This window comes from Sphingorhabdus sp. (assembly GCF_044239005.1).
GTDB lineage: Bacteria > Pseudomonadota > Alphaproteobacteria > Sphingomonadales > Sphingomonadaceae > Sphingorhabdus_B.
In genome coordinates this window covers 1-20,888 of record NZ_JBIICH010000004.1, presented here as the reverse complement: position 1 = coordinate 20,888, position 20,888 = coordinate 1, and the positions used below count along the sequence as shown (strand labels likewise).

Here is a 20,888-nt window from a genome sequence, read left to right as displayed (position 1 = left end):
GCGTCGGCACTTGCGTCCCTCGGTCATGGCGCTACAGCACGCGAAATGAGCATGATTGAAATCGTCGCCGTTTTGCTCGGCATTGCCAACATCGTCCTGATTATCCGGCGATCGGTTTGGAACTTTCCCGTGGCGATTGTCATGGTTGCTTTATATTTCATCATCTTCCGCGACGCCAAATTGTACAGCGACGCCGGGCTGCAGATCTTTTTTGCGGGCATCAATCTTTATGGCTGGTGGAGCTGGAACCGGAATAAGGGCGAAAGCGGCGTGATTTCCGTCCGCAGGCTTCCGGCAACGGGCTATGCGTTGTGGATTGCAGGTTCGATCATCGCCATTTGGGCATGGGGCGCCATCATGCATGCCGAAACCGATGCCAGCTATCCTTATTGGGATGCGTCAGTCGCGATGCTGTCGATTGTGGGGCAGATTTTGATGACCCGGCGCTTTGTCGAAAACTGGCATTATTGGATCATCGTCAATATCATCTCTATTCCGCTGTATATCGTCAAAGACCTGCATCTGACCGCCGGGCTGTACGGGATGTTTCTGGTGCTGGCGGTTGCCGGCCTTGTCGAATGGGGCAAGGCGGAACGCGCATGAAACGGATTTGCCTGCATGGCCCCGAAAGCACGGGCAAATCGACATTGGGCACGCGGCTTGCGGCGCATTTGGGATGCGAAGTCGTGCCCGAATATGGCCGCGCGTATTGCGAGGCGCATGGCACCGACATCGGCATGGCGCAACTCGTCCACATTGCGCAGACGCAAGACGCCATGAACCGCGCCGCGGCCGCGCGCGCAGCAGAGCTGGGCGCTGGTTATGTATTGTTCGATACAGACCCGCTGATAACGTCAGTGTGGGCGCACATGATGTTTGGCGCAGCAGATGGATATTTCGGCGCCTTTGCCGGTTTTGCCGACCATTATCTGCTGCTCGATATCGACCTGCCCTTTATCGACGATGGCTTGCGCGTTTATGCGCAATCGGCCGAGCGCAAACGCTTTTTCGACCTATGCCGCGCGGAGCTTGATGGACGCGGTGTCCGCTACACGCTCATTCAAGGCGAAGGCGAAGCGCGTTTTACCGCGGCGTTGGCTGCCATCTCAGGCTAAGCCTTCTCCAAAGCTTCGCTTGCCGCGACCCAGCGGGCTTCGGCAGCCTCTTGCGCGGCGACAATCTTCCCGCGCCGTTGCGACAGTTCGCCCATCGTCAGGCTCTTATATTCATTCGCAGCGGACGCCGGATCGAACATCGCCCGGTCAATCGCGCTCAACACAACCTCAAGCTTTGCAAGGTCTGCCTCTGCATCGCTGACTTCGCGCTTAAGCTTGCTTTGCGCCTCACGGGCTGCGGCTTGCGCTTTTTTGTCTTCCTTGCGATCGGCCTTGGATACCTTCTCTTTCGCGGGGCCCTTGCCCAGGATGAAGTCGGTATAATCCTCAATCGTGCCCGAAAATTCGGTTGCGGTCCCGCCATCGACAAGCACCAGCCGGTCGGCCGTTAGCTCCAACATATGGCGGTCATGGCTGACCAGCACTACGGTGCCTTCATATTCATTCAGCGCCTGCACCAACGCTTCACGCGCATCGACGTCCAAGTGGTTCGTCGGTTCGTCAAGGATCAGCATATGCGGCGCATCGCGGGTAATCAGCGCCAGCGCCAATCGCGCGCGTTCACCACCCGACAGCTTGCCAACCTTCGTCGTTGCCTTTGCCCCTGAAAAGCCAAAGCGGCCCAATTGCGCGCGCACCGCGCCGGGGGTCGCGCCCTTCATCTGCTGGGTCATATGCTCCAGCGGGGTATCGTCGCCGTCAAGTTCTTCGACCTGATATTGCGTGAAATAGCCAACGCGCATTTTGCCCGACGCGCTCATCGCCCCGTCCATCGGCGTCAATTGCGCCGCAAGCAACCGCGCGAGCGTGGTCTTGCCATTGCCGTTCCGTCCCAGCAACGCGATCCGGTCATCGGGGTCAATCCGCAGGTTCAACCGCTGAAGTATCGGTTTGCCCGCGGTGTAGCCAACACTCGCCAGATCAAGCGTGACCAATGGCGGCTTCAATTCATCCGGACTTGGAAAGTCAAAGCTTAACGTCGGATCTTCGGCCATCGCGGCAATGGGTTGCATGCGTGCCAGCGCCTTGGCTCTGGACTGCGCCTGCTTCGCCGTGGAGGCACGGGCCGAGTTGCGTGCGACATAATCCTGCAGCTTGGCGCGCTGTGCATCCTGCGAAGCCTTGGCCGCCGCCAGCTGCGCTGCACGTTCGGCACGCTGGCGTTCGAACGAGTCATAGCCGCCGGAATAGAGCGTCGTGGACCCGCCTTCGAGATGCAGGATATTGTCGACGACATTGTTCAACAAATCGCGTTCGTGGCTGATCACCACCATCATCGACGGATAGGATTTGAGGAAGTTTTCCAGCCACAATGTCGCTTCAAGATCCAAGTGGTTTGAAGGTTCGTCGAGCAGCAACAAATCGGGTTCGGAGAACAAGAGCGCGGCCAAGGCAACGCGCATTTTCCAACCACCGGAATAGCTATCGAGCGGCCGGCCCTGCATTTCTTCATCGAAACCAAGCCCGACCAAAATGCGCGCGGCCCGCGCAGGGGCGGTATAGGCATCAATCGCGATCAACCGTTCGTGCAGTTCGCCCAGCCGGTCGGGGTCGGCGCAATGTTCGGCCTCTTCCATCAAAGCCGCACGCTCGACATCACCCGCCAGCACGGTTTCAAACGGCGTTGCCGTGCCCGATGGCGCTTCCTGCGCGATATAGCCGATGCGCGTATTTTTCGGCATATCCATGCTGCCTTCGTCGGCTTCCAGCTCGCCGATCATCACCTTCATCAGCGTGGATTTGCCCGCGCCATTGCGGCCGATAAGGCCAACGCGCGAATAAGGCGGCAGCGTCGCAGTCGCGCGGTCCAAAATAGTGCGGCCGCCAAGGCGCACGGTGATTCCGTTTAAGTTTAACATGATGCCGCGCGCCTAGCAGAGGCGGATGCGTATGTCACCGCATTGCGCACCGCAAATTCCGACTGACGATATGCGCCGATTTCCACAATCGTGACTTTTACAAAACCGCTTTCCCCCACCCGCTTCCGGCAGTCCCCTCTGCGTTGGAAGTCGCGGTCGACATCGGCGAACGATTGCCATCATAAATCAGCTGCTTTTGAAGCACGGATTTATATGCGAGCGATTTGTATACGAAAGCGTTTGCTTGCCGCGCGCCATACAGGCTGCCATCTGTTTGAGGCAGTTGAGGTCAAGATGAATGTAAAGTCAGCCGTCCTACTCTTGTGTGCCTTCGCGTTGCTTGCCGGTTCCGCGGAGCCATTGGCGGCTATGCCCGATCGAATAATGTCTGTCTTGCCGGCTGGTGACAGAGTTATAATTGCCGATCCCAAAGGCGTCATGTGGATACGCGATGTGAAGTCCGCGCCCGAAAGTCAGTGGTCCCCACTGAAACTAACGCCCCCAACCGCAACAATTAGACGGGCGCTGTGTGCGTTGGACGGAAGCGGCGACTGCGCCCTTTTAATCGATGACAAGAAAACAACGACGCTGGGTTTTCTGAGAGCAAATGTTCTTGAGGTTACCGCCACTGGACAGACCGCCAGCAACCTGGTGGGCATATTAACGCCCAATCAGATTTCATTCACTGCAGCAGACGCGACAGGCAAGCGGGCAGTATTTGTTTATGATCTGAGAACGGGACATGCTTCTGCTGTTGGCGCAATTGAACCATCTGAAACGGGCGTACTCGCCAAGGCAAACGGCACAATGCAGATTTTAGCGATTTCCGAAGGCCGGAATGCAAGGCTGTTGTCCGAGGAAAAGCGACGCCCAATCGGCAATCTTGATTTCCCTATCTTCACCCGCTTTGGGTCATTGTATGCGGAAAAATGGTATAGCCAAACCCCCTATAAAATGGGTGCTGCGACATTTGGGATTGGTCAATGGGTCGTCAATGACAACAAGCTTTCTTCCGAGTTTCTTTATTTAAGCACCGCAAACGACGCGGAATTCTCGGCGATACCAGAGTCTTTTACCTCGTCGGCAAACGGCGATATTTTTGCTGTTTATACGGGGAAAGACGGCAAGCGGATTGGCTATTTATGCTCCGAAAACAACGCGGCGACGCCAACATATAGTTTTGGAGTGATCGGAACTGTAGCGTCAGATGAGAGCGTGTCGTTAATCGCCACCGGTGCAACATCGGGGACCTATGCGACTTTCACAAGCCCGCGTTATGGGCAGAGGTTGGTTCATTTAGATCTTGGATCAAGAACGCTTGAATCGATTGCTGACCGTCGATGTAATGGAGCCGCTGTAAACGTGACCTCATTGTTCCACGCACACCAACCTTTGCCACCCGGATGGACAAGCACACAGCGAACGATAAAGACCCAACACGGCACCGTGCTGAATGCGACGATCCTCTCTCCGTCAGATGGGCCGGTTAAAAACGTCATTGTTGATGTTTATGGCGCCTATGGACAACTTCGCACATTCTTTAGACCCGCCGATTCCGTTTTGGCCGCGATGAAATCAAGCGGGACAGCCTTGATTGTTACTACTGTCCGGGGCGATGGCGACCTTGGTTACGAATTTCCAATGGCATCCAAAACGCCAAATCGTCATCGTGCCGTCGAAGATGTGGCGACAATCGGCGAATATGCCCGGGACCGTTTTCTGGGCGCACGCGGCAAAGTCACGGTTCGTGGCCACAGTGCTGGCGGATGGCTGGCCTTTCGCTTAGCGCTGGAACGACCAGACCTTTTTGCCGGGGCGATTGGCTACGCAGGAGCCTATATCTTTGGCGATTACCCGAAAATCGCCAGCAGTGAATTTTTCGGCCCCGGCGATAGCCTCGAGCGGCTGTTTTCATCTGAAATGCTGGCGAAGCAATGCACAGGGCAGCGCTATATGTTCATCCATACCAAAGACGATCCCGTCGCAAGCTTTGCGCAGGCCACGCGCTTTCGTGCAATGATGACAGCGGCCGGATGCAAAACCGACATGATCGCCTTGGAAAAAGGCGGCCACAACATTATCGACGCAAGTATTCCCGATGTACTTCAATGGGGCGGGTCAGGCGTTTTGGCCTATTATACCCCCTTGTGAGAGCTCTCTCGCCATCCACGGCCAAATTCGACCGTTCAAATATTGCACAAAACAGCGAAAAGAACGGAACCGTCGCCCCTTACGCCTCACCCACCGCAACGCCGCCAAAGATCAAAAAACCAATGGCTTGCCCTGCAACAGGTACCGCAATCGCCACGTCGCCAGACAGGCGATTGCGGTGCTTTGCGATAGCCTCTTTGCTAAAAAAGCGTTCAGAGTGTAATCACAGTCTTTTTTGGGCAATTCCCAGACGTTCTTACTACAACAGCCCCATCAGCGGGGTAAGAATATGTTGATACAGATCTACAACCGTTGGCATAGAAAACATCAAAATACTTAAATGCAGAAAACATGGCTGCAGCAGTCAAAACCGCAGATATAATTGCAAATAGAGCAGAACGCCTAGATGAGAGCGCTGCGGTCAATTGCAAACGGTGGTAGATTTTACCAACCGGCCATTGCTATCGTAAGTGTTTTTAGTAGTGCAATCATCACTACGGGTACCGGACGATACCACAGCGACACCGCCGAAGATTAGGTAACCAATGGTTTGCCATGCAACAGGTACCGCAACCGCCACGTCTCCAGACAGGCGATTGCGGTGCTTTGTGATAGCCTCTGATCGAAACAGCATTGGAGATCGCAAAGTAACACTCACCGCTTTTACGGATCGCAGTTTGTTACGGTAGTCTTCGACGTGGTCTTATCCATTTGGATAACCTCAGTGACTTCCGTACAAATCGACTGAAAACGAGTGAGGTAGAACGAAATCAGGAACGCCGTTATGGCCAAGCCGACCATTGCGTATCCATACATCATTCGATCTGTTGTCAAGCGTAACTGCTTCAACTGCATGTCGTGACCGTTCTCGTGGTCGTTGTGTTTCCGTTGACCGTGGTGACGGTCGTTGTCTTACAATCATCTGTAGATTTTGCGGTGATGTACCCAGCTGCTGCCCCAATAATGAGAGGCGCCAATGGCAACAATGCCGGCAAAAGCCCTCCACCTACTTTGTTGATTTCTTCAAAGCTCAATTCCTGAATTCCGCGAGCGGGTGCAAAGGCGGCTTGGTTCATATATGACATAAACTCTCCTCACGTCTTGCGGTTGGTGCCAGCATCGTGCGGGCACAACGCAAAAGGCTGCCCTTCTGCTGCTATGTCAATGGATGAAGGGGCAAATCCGGTTCGTATACGAACCGTTCGTATATCAACTAGGGGAGAAACCGGCTCGTATATGAATCGGCTTATTTGGAAGAATGGGCTGCGCAGATGGCACACCTATTCGATGTGCCCACCCTATCGGCCCCGCGCATCCTTAGTGGCTTCGTGCCTTCGTGCGACACACCGTGATCTTGGAGCCGAAGGGGCGGGACGAACGGAACCGTCGCCCCTTACCCCTCACCCATATCTAGCGCAGCGCCTATACGAACGGTTCGTATACGAAGCGGCAGACTTGGCACGACATGCCGCACGCATCACAACCCAAAAATCGAAACACAAAAAACGTTTCGTGCAGAAGTTTTTGAAAACTGAAAGCCGTGGGTGGTTGATGATGATGAAAGTTACGGGTCTCGCATTTTTCCTAATGACGTTATTCATTCCGGGGCAAGCCTATGCCGAATGGCATGAGGCGAGCAGTGACAATTTTCTGGTGATCGCGGACCAGAATGAAAAGGACACGCGGGAATTCGCCGAACGGTTGGAGCGGTTTCATGCCGCCATGTACTATATTCTCGGGCGCGGAACCCCAAAGGTCAGTCCCTCGAACCGGGTAACGATATATGTGGTGCGGACCTCCAGCCAAGTGCGAAAGCTAGCAGGTGACAAAACCGGTTTCGTTCTGGGCTTCTATCAGCCAAGGGCTGGAGGCTCAGTCGCGTTTACCGCAAGGGTGGACAGTGACGGCGCTAAAGTTTCCCAGAGCGAACAAGTGCTCCTTCATGAATATGCCCACCACGTCATGCACAGCACGAACCAATGGTCGACGCCCCGTTGGCTAAGTGAGGGCTTCGCCGAATTTTTTTCCACCGCGCGATTTGAGAAAAACGGCGGCGTTGGACTGGGGTTGCCAGCACAGCACCGCGCCGCCGAGCTGGCGCTGGCGAGGAATGTTCCTATTCAGGCATTGTTAGACGCCAGCGCTTATAAAAGGCCGAGAAATGGCGTTTATGATGAATTTTACGGCCGCAGCTGGCTGCTGTACCATTATCTGCTGTTGAGCGGAAAACGACCGCGTCAGCTCATCAACTATCAGGTAGCGCTTGCCAATGGCGCGACGGAACTGGACGCTGCAAAAACGGCATTTGGCGACCTTAATCAGCTTGAAAAAGAAATAGATGCCTATCTTAAAAGACCGCGCTTGAGATATGTCCCCATTCCGGGCGAGAATCTGGCAGTGGGTGCAATCACAGTCCGTAAAATGCGCGACGCCGAAGCGGCGATCATGCCAGTCGTTTTGGCATCAAAGCGCGGGGTTGACGCAGAAACGGCCAAGACGCTTCTGCCGCAGGCACAAAGCATTGCGCGCAGCTATCCCAACGATCCATTTGTTTTGGCGGCGCTGGCCGAAGCAGAGCATGACGCAGGAAATGATGCAGTTGCGGTGCAAATGGCCGACAAGGCGCTGGCGGCTGACCCCGCTTCTGTAAACGCGCATGTGCAAAAAATATTTGCGCTGTCGCGCCTTGCAGAAAATGCCGATAATCCGGATGCTGCCTGGAAGCGGACGCGCAAGGCCATCACCGCCCTAAACAAGGTCGAGGTCGATCACCCCATTCCGTTGATCTATTATTACCGTAGCCTGAAATCAGCCGGTGAGGGTATTACCGACGTTGCGACGCGTGGTCTTGATCGTGCATTACAACTCGCGCCATATGACAAAAGCGTGCGTTGGGAGCTCACGCATCAGCTTGTCGCCGAAGAAGATTACGCGACAGCTTATCGGATATTATTGCCGCTGGCCAATGACCCGCATAATCGAAGCGATGATAACCCCGCCATCAAACTGCTTGCGCAGATAAAGCAAGACTGGGAGCAACAGGCGAAGGCGGAGTTACAATAGCAAAGCGGCGTGACCGCCGTGCTGACATTGGCAGCGGCTGGTGCTGCGCTGTTAGGTAAGTAAGGATATGGGGGTCAATTCTATGAGCTTTTTTCGGACATCAGTTTTAATTTCAATACTATTTCTTAGCATATTATCTATTTCTTTTACGTCCGAAATAACAAATATTTTGCTAAATACGTTTAGCAATAACACTAAATTGTTTTTAGTAATATTGATTCTTTGTTTTTCTATTGCTTTTTTGTTACTGATGATATCGAAAATTATATCATTTTTTAAGCGTAGATAAATATAACGATGATGCCGTCATCCTGAACATGGTTCAGGATCTTACTTTTGAAGGGTGCTGGTATTAAGATCCTGAACCAAGTTCAGGATGACGAAGGGACGGGACGAACGGAACCGTCGCCCCTTACTCCTCACCCATCCGCAACGCCGCAATAAACGCCTCCTGCGGGATGCTTACGTTACCGTACTCCCGCATCCGCGCCTTGCCCTTTTTCTGCTTTTCCAGCAGCTTTTTCTTGCGGCTGATGTCGCCGCCATAGCATTTGGCGGTTACGTCCTTGCGCATTGCGGCGATGGTTTCGCGGGCGATCACTTTGCCGCCGATGGCCGCTTGGATGGGGATTTTGAACAGATGGCGCGGGATCAGGTCTTTTAGACGCTCGCACATGCCGCGGCCGCGGGATTCGGCGGTGCCGCGGTGGACGATCATGCTCAGCGCGTCGACCGCGTCGCCATTGACCAGCACGCTCATTTTCACAAGGTCGCCTTCGCGGTGGCCGATCTGGTGGTAATCGAACGAGGCATAGCCGCGCGAAATGCTCTTTAACCGGTCGTAAAAATCGAACACGACTTCGTTGAGCGGCAGTTCATAGACGATCTGCGCACGGCCACCGACATAGGTCAGTTGCTTTTGCACGCCGCGCCGGTCCTGACACAGTTTCAATATGCTGCCCAGATATTCGTCGGGGCAGTAAATCGTCGCCTCAATCCACGGCTCCTGAATTTCCGCGATGCGGTTAATGTCGGGCATGTCGGCGGGGTTGTGCAGCTCCATACTGCGCGCATCTTCGGTCTTCGACCGGCTTAGCTCCAGCTTGTACACAACCGACGGCGCGGTGGTGATAAGGTCCAGGTCAAACTCGCGCGTCAGGCGCTCCTGAATGATCTCAAGGTGCAACAGCCCCAGGAACCCGCAGCGAAAGCCAAAGCCCAACGCCGCGCTGCTTTCGGTTTCGAAACTGAATGATGCGTCGTTCAGGCGCAGCTTGCTGATGCTTTCGCGCAGTTTTTCAAAGTCCGCGGCGTCGGTGGGGAACAGGCCGCAGAACACCACTGGCTGCACTTCCTTAAACCCGGGCAGCGGCTCTGCGGCGGGGCGCTTTGCATCGGTGATGGTGTCACCCACGCGGGTCTGCGCGACTTCTTTAATCTGCGCGGTGATAATGCCGACTTCGCCCGCCGCGATTTCGGACAGGATTTCCAGCTTTGGCCGCATACAGCCGACGCGGTCGACCAAATGCTTTGTGCCGGCGGCCATGAATTGGATTTCCTGACCTTTTTTGATCACGCCGTCGATGACGCGGATCAGGATGACGACGCCCAGATAGGGGTCGTACCATGAATCGACCAACATCGCCTTCAACGGCGCGTTGCGGTCGCCCTTTGGCGGGGGAATGCGCGTGACCACGGCCTCCAACACCTCATCAATGCCGATGCCCGACTTCGCCGAAGTCAGCACCGCATTGTCGGCGGGCAAGCCAATGATTTCCTCAATCTCGGCCTTCACCTTGTCCACCTCTGCCGCGGGCAGATCGATCTTGTTGATGACGGGCACGATTTCATGGTCATGCTCAATGGATTGGTAAACGTTGGCCAGCGTCTGCGCCTCAACACCTTGCGCGGCGTCGACGACAAGCAACGCGCCTTCGCACGCGGCGAGGCTGCGGCTGACTTCATAGGCAAAGTCGACATGGCCCGGCGTGTCCATCAGGTTCAGCTGATAGGTGATGCCGTCCTTCGCGGTATAATCCAGCCGCACCGTCTGCGCCTTGATCGTGATGCCGCGTTCTTTTTCAATGTCCATATTATCAAGGACTTGGCTCGTCATCTCACGCGCCGTCAGGCCGCCCGTTTGCTGGATCAGCCGATCCGCAAGGGTCGACTTCCCGTGATCTATGTGCGCGATTATGGAAAAATTACGGATAAGCGAGAGTTCGGTCATGCAGCCGCCCCTAGCAGGGCTGCCCCGCCCCTTCAAGCATGGCGGAACGCCTGTATCACGCTATGTGAATTGGCATAATGGATGGGGGTGTGTGAAGGAAAGTGGTTTTTGCGTAAATCAGCAAATTCTCTCGCCCATTTTTCCTATGCACTTCGGTCGAGCGCCTTCATCGCTTCGGTGATAGCCACCGTGTCCACGCTGACTTTCACGACCTTACCAAGCAATTCGATGCAGCTCTCTTTATAATCGGCAAAGCGGTAGGTGTTGAATTTTTCGCGGATGGTCGGGTCGCGCGGGGTTTTTTCCTTGTGTTGGTCAAGCACCCAATCGATCGCGCTGCGGTTGCCAAGGCGATATTGCCAAGCCTGCACGGGCACACCGGTTAATTGCGTGTCGTCGTCGATGACGATGTTGCCGGCCTCCTGATTGCTTCTCAGCTTGGGCTTGGGATGGGTCCCCTCGGCGCGCTTGGGCGCTGGCGTATCGATGCGGGTCAGCTTGGCTGGCTTCACATTTTCATAGTCGATATGCAGCTTCAACAACGCCTTGCCCCATTCTACCCACTGGTCGAAATCCGGATAGAAAGGAATACGCGGAAATTCGCGTTTCAGGTTCAGCGCATATTTGTCACGATATAGCGGGTCGTGCAGCACGGCATAGCAGTAGGCAAAGATCGCGTCCTTGGTAATGGCGAGGTCGGAACCATAGTTCGCCGCAAACTGCACTATCGCCCAATCGGTGATGTTATCCACCCGCTCGCCAGACTTGGTGTAGCGGAAGCGAGACAGGCATTCGGTCTTTTCTAAGGTGTCGTATGACGGCACCATGTCTGAAGCCAAAATTTGGGCAGGTTTTGCAGCTGGCACACCGGAAACCATAAGAGTTGGGTTCGATACACCTACGAACAGCCGATGGGTTTGGTACTGCATCTCATTCAACCGTGCCCAATAGTGCATTTGTTTAGCAACGAAAGGCCGATACAGCGATTTGCGATTTCGCTTTTCGTCGTATTCGTAAGGAATATTTGCAGCGAGATCGTTTTTAACTGCACGTGTCAGCTTTATATCGGTTTCCGCAATTGCTTCGCGGCGCTTAGCTTTGCTTAATTTTTCATCCTTAGCCAGCGCAGCAAGACGTTTTCGTTCTCCTTCGTACTTTTCAATAAACCACGGTAGACGATTATCTAACTCGGAACTTTGCCAACCATAAACCCAATCATCACGAGCCGTCACGACCCCAAGCGAATAGAGCTTGAATATCGCTCTTTCGTCTCGCTTATCTGATGCAGCTTTGGTTTCACGATTTGCGATGGGCAAAAAGTCATCCCATTCGCTTTTTTCGCGTTGACTGATCCAATCATGCCTCGCATCGGGCTTAATTTGTATCATCGGCAACGACTTCAAATCAGCGCCGCCCAGCCAGCTCAGTTTATCTTCCGCTGTGTCATCTTCTGGCCGCCGGATGTAACGGATGGTGCAGCCCTCAACGCGTTTCTTCCGCACCAGATAGCAGATCGCCACACCGGTTTGGATACCGAACACATTGTGCTTCGTTCCTGACAGCTTGGGATTAGCGCGCACGTCGCCGCCTAGGTCGATCACCCAGATTTCATTGAAATCCTGCGCCACCATCTTTCGGAAACCGTCGAAGGTCCGGCTCTCGATAAAGCTACGGTTGGTGATGAACGCGATGATGCCATCGTTCTCACCCAACCGATCAGTAGCCCAGCGAAAGAAGCGTGCGTACATGTCATACAGCTTCGTTTTCTGGGCCGTACTCTCTTTGATATAAGTGGCTTTGATGTTCGCATCGATGAACGGATATGTAAGATTTTTGTTATTGTCGTTCTCGTTTTGCTGGTTGGCATTGTATGGCGGATTGCCGATGAACACACTTATCTTGCGTTCATTCTGACGCTTTATCCTTTCCATATTTTCGGTACTCATCCCACCGAACAAATCACCAACGTGGGTCGCGTCTTTTATGCCCTTGACCGACTTCACATTATCCAGCGTATCGACGAAGCAAAGATTGGGATATTCTGCGAACTGTCCCGTAATCGCTGCGTAAGTTGCCTCGATATTTAGGTTCGCTACATAATATGGAAGTATCGCCACTTCGTTAGCGTGCAGCTCATTTTTATATTTGAATCTTAGTTGCTCTTGACCGCCACCGGTTCGGAAGCTTTCAAGCAATTCGACTATGAATGTCCCCGTCCCTGTCGCCGGGTCCAGTATTTCAACGCCTTTGTCGATCAGGTTCCTGTCAAAATGCGTTTCGCACAGCCAGTCGGCACTCTTGATCATGAACCGCACGATTTCGCCCGGCGTGTAGACCACGCCCAGCCGGTCGGCGGCCATAGGGTTATAAACCTTATAGAAGTTCTCGTAGAGACCTTTCAGAAACCCCTGTTTCTCGGTGTGGCTGTCGATCACCGCAGCGGTAGCGCTGATCCCAGCATAATAAGGCTGCAATGCCTTTAGCAGGCGTTGCTTCTCGCCATATCCGAATAACTTGTCTTCCAGCGCATAGAGCGCGGCGGCAACGTTGTTCTGCCGGTGGAAATCGGGATTTTCGAATACCTTGGCAAAGATGTCCTCGGTCAAGATATGCTGAATCAACATTTCCTGCACATCAGCATCCGTTACCGCTGGGTTGATGGTATCGCGCGCATGTTTTAAAAAATCGTCCTGCGCGCGGGCGAAATCTTTGCTCTCCTTGCGCTTCTTTTGGATGATGTCGCGCAGCGCCGTCAGTATATCTGGCAGATCAATCGCAAATTGCCGCACCGCCTTTTTGAAGTCGCGAACCTCCGGCCGTTCGCGCCCAAAGAAACGCGCGAGCAATGGCAAAAGCGCATCGCTGTCATCCATCGCCGCTCGCATCTGCTCATGTCCATCTTGAAATAGGACGGCGGTTACATCATCGGAAAAAAGAATATTTGTTTTAGGATAGCCTTTGCGGAATTTGTCCGTGATTTCGCGATCCAGCTTATCGTCTTGGTCCTTCGCTTCCCAATAACCAAAAGGCACGCCCAATCGGTGTAGCAACGCACCGTCGGTATAGATGCGGTTGCCCTTTGGTGTGACTATGGCATGTTCGGCAACGAAATGCAGATCTTGGCTTTTGCCCCAGCGCTTCAACAATTCCTTAAACGGTTCGCGCACGACGCTTTCACGGCGGCTACCGGATACTTGGCGAAGCCTATCAAGGTCTGCGCGGTATTCGTTGATAAGCTGGCGGCTCATGCCAGCTCTCCAGCGAAAATTTCAAAGCCGTTTCCTGGATGCCTTTTGGCAACGTCCCGGATTTGCCCCAAATAGCCATGTATATCCAAATGAATTGCCCTCCCCGGAACCCATAAGACGTTATAAAGTTCACCTTTTGTGACATTTCATTTTATGTGTGTCTATGGCTATTCTGGATTTTATTTTGGCGGGGTTGTGGGGGTTGCGGATAAGCGTTTTGGCGCTTGCACGTGCGGTGTTCGTCATCCTGAACGTGTTTGACCGCCCGCGCCCGTCATCCTGAACTTGTTTCAGGATCTTAATTTTTATCTTCGGCGTCGGAAGTAAGACCCTGAAACAAGTTCAGGGTGACGAATGGAGGACGTCGAAAGTAACACCCTGAAACAGTTGTGCTCTGCACGCCTTCGGCTCCAGGGTGACGAATGGGAAATGGCGTTTGGGGGTCATTCCGGCACCGACCCCCCCTTGAAATGTAGGATTTGCCCTGCGATCATCGGCGCGGTCATCGGTAACTGCCCCTCTGGCTGATCGGGGTTCGCACAACAGCCGCCTCAATCGTTAAAGCGACAAAGGGGACAATCATTTCATCGTTGCAGGTGCCTTTTGTATCCTTAAGGGCCAAATCCTGCCCTCTTGCGGGTGCTGCGCCGCCGCGGAATTGCCTGTAATTGGCGCAGGCCGGGGTTGACCCTCACCGCCTGCGCCTCTATACGACGTCCAACATCTGCCCCATCGGGATTGGCCTTGTCGTCGCGCAACTTGGCTAAAGCATTGAAGGGTCTGGATTTTCACATACGCGAAACGGCTGCACGGCAGGACCCGAATCTTCGGACCTTTGCCATGCGGCCTTTTCTTGTCTGGTGAAAACGAATTTAGCGCGTTTGACATTTCTAACTGAGGCAAAGCACCTTATGGCAACCCGTACCGCTCCTGCGACACTCTCGCGTCAAAAGCGTATCCGCAAAATCTTCGGTAACATCCACGAAGTTATCGACATGCCCAACCTGATTGAGGTTCAGCGCGAAAGCTATGAGCAATTCCTGCGCTCTGACCCGTCCATTGGTTATGTATCCGGCCTCGAAAAAACGCTGCGCAGCGTTTTCCCGATTAAGGATTTTGCCGGAACGTCGGAACTCGACTTCGTCCATTACGAACTCGAAGATCCCAAATATGACGTTGAAGAATGCCGTCAGCGCGGAATTACCTATGCCGCACAGATGAAGGTGACATTGCGCCTCATCGTGTTTGAGGTTGACCCCGACACCGAAGCGCGCTCGGTCCTCGATATTAAGGAGCAGGACGTATATATGGGCGACATGCCGCTCATGACGCATAACGGCACCTTCTTCGTCAACGGTACAGAGCGCGTTATCGTTTCGCAGATGCACCGTTCGCCAGGCGTTCTTTTTGACCATGACCGCGGTAAAACGCACTCGTCGGGCAAATATCTCTTCGCCGCGCGCGTGATTCCGTACCGTGGTTCGTGGCTCGACTTTGAATTTGATGCCAAGGATATCGTCAACGTCCGTATCGACCGTAAGCGCAAGTTGCCGGTCACGACCTTGCTCTACGCGCTGGGTCTGAACGACGAAGAAATCCTGAGCCACTTCTACGACCGCGTGACATTTGAACGTGGCACCGGTGGCTGGAAAATTCCATTCAACGCGGAACAATGGCGTGCGTCGAAACCGATGTTCGACATCGTCGATGCAAAGACCGGCGAAGTCGTGTTCCCTGCAGGTACCAAGGTTACGCCACGCGCCGCGAACAAGGCGGTCAAGGATGGCCTGACGCATCTGCTGATCCCGACCGAAGAAATCTTTGGCCGTTATTCGGCGTTCGACCTGATCGACGAAAAGACGGGCCGGATTTATGTTGAAGCCGGTGACGAAATCACCGCTGAAAACTTGGAAGCATTGGACAAGGCCGGCATCGACAGCCTTGAGCTGCTCGACATCGACCATGTCATCACCGGCGCTTGGATGCGCAACACGTTGAAGGCTGACAAGGCCGAGAACCGCGACATGGGCCTCGATGCGATCTACCGCGTCATGCGTCCTGGCGAGCCGCCAACGCGCGAAACCGCAGAAGCATTGTTCGCTGGCCTGTTCTTTGACCCAGACCGCTACGACCTCAGCGCCGTTGGCCGCGTGAAGTTGAACATGCGTCTGCAGCTTGACGTTGAAGACACGCTCACCACCTTGCGGACGGAGGATATCCTCGCCGTGGTCAAGGAACTGGTGAACCTGAAAGACGGCAAGGGCGAAATCGACGATATCGATAACCTCGGCAACCGTCGTGTCCGTTCGGTCGGCGAATTGCTGGAAAACCAGTATCGCGTCGGTCTGCTCCGTATGGAGCGCGCCGTGAAAGAACGTATGAGCTCGGTTGACGTATCCACCGTGATGCCAAACGATCTGATCAACGCAAAGCCAGCGGTTGCTGCGGTGCGCGAATTCTTCGGCAGCTCGCAGCTGTCGCAGTTTATGGATCAGACCAACCCGCTTTCGGAAGTCACCCACAAGCGCCGTGTTTCGGCCCTTGGACCAGGTGGTCTGACGCGTGAGCGCGCTGGCTTTGAAGTCCGCGACGTTCATCCAACGCATTATGGCCGTATCTGCCCGATTGAAACGCCAGAAGGTCCGAACATCGGTCTGATCAACTCGCTGGCATCATTCAGCCGCGTCAACAAATATGGCTTTATCGAAACGCCGTACCGCAAGGTCATCGACAATAAAGTCACCGATGACGTGGTCTATCTGTCCGCCATGGAAGAGCAGAAGAACACCATCGCGCAGGCGAACGCCGAACTGAACGCCGATGGCAGTTTTGCCGAAGACCTGATTTCGTCACGTGAAGCTGGCGAATTCCTGATGGCACCGCGCGACCAGATCACGTTGATGGACGTTTCGCCAAAGCAGCTGGTTTCGGTTGCTGCGTCGCTCATCCCGTTCCTGGAAAACGATGACGCCAACCGCGCATTGATGGGTTCGAACATGCAACGTCAGGCCGTGCCTTTGCTCCGTGCAGAAGCACCGTTTGTTGGCACCGGCATGGAAGAAACCGTTGCCCGCGATTCCGGCGCTGCTATCGCTGCACGCCGTACCGGTATCGTCGACCAAGTCGATGCGACCCGTATTGTTGTCCGCGTGACTGGCGACGTTGAACCCGGCAAATCGGGCGTCGACATCTACACGCTGCAAAAGTTCCAGCGTTCGAACCAGAACACCTGCATCAACCAAAAGCCATTGGTGAAGGTTGGTGACGTCATCGAAGCTGGCGACATCATCGCCGACGGTCCTTCGACCGAACTGGGCGAACTCGCACTGGGCAAGAACAGCCTCGTCGCGTTTATGCCTTGGAACGGTTACAACTACGAAGACTCGATCTTGATCTCCGAACGCATCGTGAAAGACGATGTCTTCACGTCGGTCCACATCGAAGAATTCGAAGTTATGGCCCGGGATACAAAGCTTGGACCTGAAGATATCACCCGCGATATTCCAAACGTAGGTGAAGAAGCGCTTCGCAACCTCGACGAAGCGGGCATCGTTTACATCGGCGCAGAAGTGCACCCCGGTGACATTCTGGTCGGCAAGATCACGCCAAAGGGCGAAAGCCCAATGACGCCGGAAGAAAAGCTGCTGCGCGCCATCTTTGGTGAAAAGGCAAGCGACGTACGCGACACATCGTTGCGTCTGTCGCCTGGTGTTGCTGGTACTGTTGTTGAAGTGCGCGTGTTTAACCGCCACGGCATCGACAAGGACGAGCGTGCGATGGCCATCGAACGCGAAGAAATCGAGCGTCTTGCGAAGGATCGCGAGGACGAACGTTCGATTTTGAACCGTGCGACCTACAACCGCCTGAAAGACATGCTCATTGGTCAAACTGCAGCCGCAGCGCCAAAGGGCATCAAGAAGGGCGACAAGATAACTGAGGAAAATCTCAGCGAAGTCGAGCGTCACGAATGGTGGAAAATCGCGGTTGCCGATGACAAGGTTCAGGGCGACCTCGAAGCAGTCAAGGTTCAGTATGACGACGCCGTCAAGCTGATCGTTGAGAAGTTCGAAGATCGTCGTGAGAAGCTGGAGCGCGGTGATGAACTCGCACCTGGCGTGCTCAAGATGGTCAAGGTGTTCGTCGCGGTAAAGCGCAAGCTGCAGCCAGGCGACAAAATGGCCGGACGTCACGGAAACAAGGGTGTTATCTCGCGGATTCTTCCGCAAGAAGACATGCCATTCCTTGCCGATGGTACACCTGTCGACATCGTGCTCAACCCGTTGGGCGTTCCATCGCGTATGAACGTCGGGCAGATTTTCGAAACCCACCTTGGCTGGGCCGCACGCGGTCTGGGCATGCAAATTGGTGAGGCTTTGGAAGAGTGGCGACACAATAACCCGAACCCCGAAGCCGCAGCACCGCCAGCAATCGTGCGCGAGCGTTTGGCGAAAGCCTATGGCGAAGATTATGCCGACGAGATCAAGGACCGCAGCGACGCGGACATCATTGAACTTGCAAGCAATGTCGTCACCGGCGTTCCAATGGGCACACCTGTGTTCGATGGCGCACGTGAAGCGGACGTTACGACCATGCTCCAGCTCGCTGGACTTGACGGTTCGGGTCAATCCGACCTGTTCGACGGCCGTACCGGTGACAAGTTCGACCGTAAGGTAACTGTAGGCATCATCTACATGCTGAAATTGCATCACCTTGTTGATGACAAGATCCACGCCCGTTCAATCGGACCGTACAGCCTTGTTACGCAGCAGCCACTCGGTGGTAAGGCGCAATTCGGTGGTCAGCGTTTCGGGGAAATGGAATGCTGGGCACTTCAGGCATATGGCGCGGCCTACACCTTGCAGGAAATGCTCACGGTCAAATCCGATGACGTTATCGGGCGTACCAAGGTTTACGAAGCGATCGTCAAGGGTGACGACAGCTTTGAAGCCGGTATCCCCGAAAGCTTCAACGTTCTGGTTAAGGAAATGCGCTCATTGGGTCTGAATGTTGACCTGAAGGCGCTCGACTTGATCGAAGGTGACGAGGGCTTTGCCGAGGCAGCGGAATAAGCAGAGCCGGGCGGGCTTAGGTCCGCCCCCTGCCCCTGCCCTTAGGTTTTCATGGGCAAAAGCCCAATGAGGAAAAGATTATGAACGAACTGAGCAAATTCAACAATCCCATCGCCAAGGTCGAAACTTTTGACCAGATCCAGATCGGGATCGCATCGCCGGAAAAAATCCGCAGCTGGTCTTTTGGTGAAATCAAAAAGCCCGAAACCATCAACTACCGTACGTTCAAGCCAGAGCGTGACGGCCTTTTCTGCGCACGTATCTTCGGACCTGTGAAGGACTATGAGTGCCTTTGCGGCAAGTATAAGCGCATGAAGTATAAGGGCGTCGTCTGTGAAAAGTGCGGCGTTGAAGTCACCGTTACCAAAGTGCGCCGTGAGCGCATGGGCCACATCGAGCTCGCTGCGCCTGTTGCCCACATCTGGTTCCTGAAGTCGCTGCCTTCGCGCATCGGCCTGTTGCTTGATATGCAGTTGAAGCAGCTTGAGCGCGTGCTGTATTTCGAAAACTACATCGTTACCGAGCCCGGCCTGACCGCGCTTGAGAAGTTCCAGTTGCTGAGCGAAGACGAATTGCTCGACGCGCAGGACGAATATGGCGAAGACGCTTTCACCGCCAGCATTGGTGCAGAAGCCGTCAAGACCATGTTGATGGACCTCGACCTTGAGCAAGAGCGTACTGACCTGCTCGACGAGCTTGCTGTTACCAAGTCGGAACTCAAGCCCAAGAAGATCATCAAGCGTTTGAAGGTCGTCGAAAGCTTCATCGATTCAGGCAACAAGCCCGAGTGGATGATTTTGGACGTCATTCCCGTCATTCCACCAGAATTGCGCCCATTGGTGCCGCTGGATGGCGGTCGTTTTGCAACGTCCGATCTGAACGATCTCTATCGCCGCGTTATCAACCGTAACAACCGTTTGAAGCGCCTGATTGAGCTTCGCGCGCCAGACATCATCGTCCGCAACGAAAAGCGCATGCTGCAGGAAGCTGTTGACGCGTTGTTCGACAATGGCCGTCGCGGCCGTACGATCACCGGTGCCAACAAGCGTCCGTTGAAGTCGCTGTCCGACATGCTCAAGGGCAAGCAGGGCCGTTTCCGTCAGAACCTTTTGGGTAAGCGCGTCGATTATTCGGGTCGTTCGGTTATCGTGACCGGTCCTGAATTGAAATTGCACCAGTGCGGCCTGCCAAAGAAGATGGCGCTCGAACTGTTCAAGCCTTTCATCTACTCGCGTCTGGATGCGAAGGGTCTTTCGATGACCCTGAAGCAAGCCAAGAAGTGGGTCGAAAAGGAGCGCAAGGAAGTTTGGGACATCCTCGATGAGGTTATCCGCGAGCATCCTGTGTTGCTGAACCGCGCACCGACGCTTCACCGTTTGGGCATTCAGGCGTTCGAACCTGTCCTGATTGAAGGCAAGGCTATCCAGCTTCACCCGCTCGTCTGCTCGGCCTTTAACGCCGACTTCGACGGTGACCAGATGGCTGTTCACGTTCCATTGAGCCTTGAGGCCCAGTTGGAAGCACGCGTTTTGATGATGTCCACCAACAACATCCTGTCGCCTGCAAACGGTAAGCCAATCATCGTTCCTTCGCAGGACATGGTCTTGGGTCTATATTATCTTTCGATGGATCGCCGCGGTGAGCCAGGCGAAGGCATGATGCTGTCCGACATGGCTGAAGTGCATCAGGCGCTTGAGGTTGGTGCGGTCACGCTCCACTCCAAGATCATCGCTCGCGTCCCACAGACCGGTGAAGATGGCGTTGAGCGCATGGTTCGCTTTGACACCACCCCTGGCCGTATGTTGCTCGCAGAAACGCTGCCAAAGAGCCACCGCGTGCCATTCGAAACCGTCAACCGCCTTCTCACCAAGAAGGAAATTGGCGACGTTATCGATCAGGTTTATCGTCACACGGGTCAGAAAGACACGGTATTGTTTGCCGACGCCATCATGTCGCTTGGCTTCAAATATGCGTTCAAGGCCGGTATTTCGTTCGGCAAGGACGACATGATCATTCCGGAAGAAAAGACGGAAATGGTGGCTGAAACCAAGGCAATTGTTGCCGACTTTGAGCAGCAGTATCAGGACGGTCTGATCACGCAGCAGGAAAAGTACAACAAGGTCATCGACGCCTGGTCCACATGTGGTGACAAG

General features: G+C 54.3%; 10 protein-coding genes. 6 read left to right on the top strand and 4 right to left on the bottom strand.

Annotated elements, in window-relative coordinates:
* Positions 1–45 precede the first annotated feature (45 nt).
* Positions 46–603 carry a nicotinamide riboside transporter PnuC gene (pnuC, locus tag ACILQA_RS00675; RefSeq protein ID WP_395627947.1) on the top strand — a complete coding sequence of 186 codons (558 nt, stop codon included), beginning with the start codon at positions 46–48 and terminating at the stop codon, positions 601–603.
* On the top strand, positions 600–1,115 hold the full coding sequence (locus ACILQA_RS00670) for an AAA family ATPase (protein ID WP_395627946.1): 516 nt from the start codon (positions 600–602) through the stop codon (positions 1,113–1,115). The genes pnuC and ACILQA_RS00670 overlap by 4 nt, the downstream gene beginning before the upstream one ends.
* On the opposite strand, the gene ACILQA_RS00665 is transcribed toward ACILQA_RS00670, so the two are convergent.
* Positions 1,112–2,974: an ABC-F family ATP-binding cassette domain-containing protein gene (locus tag ACILQA_RS00665; RefSeq protein WP_333568793.1), complete on the bottom strand. Its 1,863-nt coding sequence runs from the start codon at positions 2,972–2,974 to the stop codon at positions 1,112–1,114. The two genes, ACILQA_RS00670 and ACILQA_RS00665, sit on opposite strands and share 4 nt — an antisense overlap.
* 534 nt (positions 2,975–3,508) lie before the next feature.
* On the opposite strand from ACILQA_RS00665, the gene ACILQA_RS00660 reads away from it, so the two are divergent.
* Positions 3,509–5,125, top strand: coding sequence for an alpha/beta hydrolase family protein (locus ACILQA_RS00660; RefSeq protein WP_395627945.1), 1,617 nt, complete (start codon positions 3,509–3,511; stop codon positions 5,123–5,125).
* A gap of 845 nt (positions 5,126–5,970) precedes the next feature.
* Here the strand turns inward: ACILQA_RS00660 and ACILQA_RS00655 are convergent.
* Positions 5,971–6,201, bottom strand: a complete 231-nt coding sequence (locus ACILQA_RS00655) for a hypothetical protein (protein WP_395627944.1) — start codon at positions 6,199–6,201, stop codon at positions 5,971–5,973.
* Between the two features lie 475 nt (positions 6,202–6,676).
* Between ACILQA_RS00655 and ACILQA_RS00650 the strand changes: the two genes are divergently transcribed.
* Positions 6,677–8,188 (top strand): hypothetical protein, encoded by a 1,512-nt coding sequence (locus ACILQA_RS00650; protein ID WP_395627943.1) that lies wholly within the window; start codon positions 6,677–6,679, stop codon positions 8,186–8,188.
* Positions 8,189–8,600: 412 nt separating this feature from the next.
* Here the strand turns inward: ACILQA_RS00650 and lepA are convergent, their stop codons facing one another.
* Both lepA and ACILQA_RS00640 read right to left on the bottom strand, forming a co-directional pair.
* On the bottom strand, positions 8,601–10,418 hold the full coding sequence (gene lepA, locus ACILQA_RS00645) for a translation elongation factor 4 (RefSeq protein WP_333568790.1): 1,818 nt from the start codon (positions 10,416–10,418) through the stop codon (positions 8,601–8,603).
* A 143-nt stretch (positions 10,419–10,561) separates the two neighbouring features.
* The gene (locus ACILQA_RS00640) at positions 10,562–13,666 is read right to left on the bottom strand and encodes a type ISP restriction/modification enzyme (RefSeq protein ID WP_395627942.1); all 3,105 of its coding nucleotides are present in this window, start codon (positions 13,664–13,666) and stop codon (positions 10,562–10,564) included.
* A gap of 911 nt (positions 13,667–14,577) precedes the next feature.
* On the opposite strand from ACILQA_RS00640, the gene rpoB reads away from it, so the two are divergent.
* Both rpoB and rpoC read left to right on the top strand, forming a co-directional pair.
* Complete coding sequence (rpoB, locus tag ACILQA_RS00635; protein WP_395627941.1) at positions 14,578–18,735, top strand: DNA-directed RNA polymerase subunit beta; 4,158 nt, start codon at positions 14,578–14,580, stop codon at positions 18,733–18,735.
* A gap of 80 nt (positions 18,736–18,815) precedes the next feature.
* The coding region (gene rpoC, locus ACILQA_RS00630; RefSeq protein ID WP_395627940.1) for a DNA-directed RNA polymerase subunit beta' at positions 18,816–20,888 on the top strand (2,073 nt) is incomplete at its 3' end.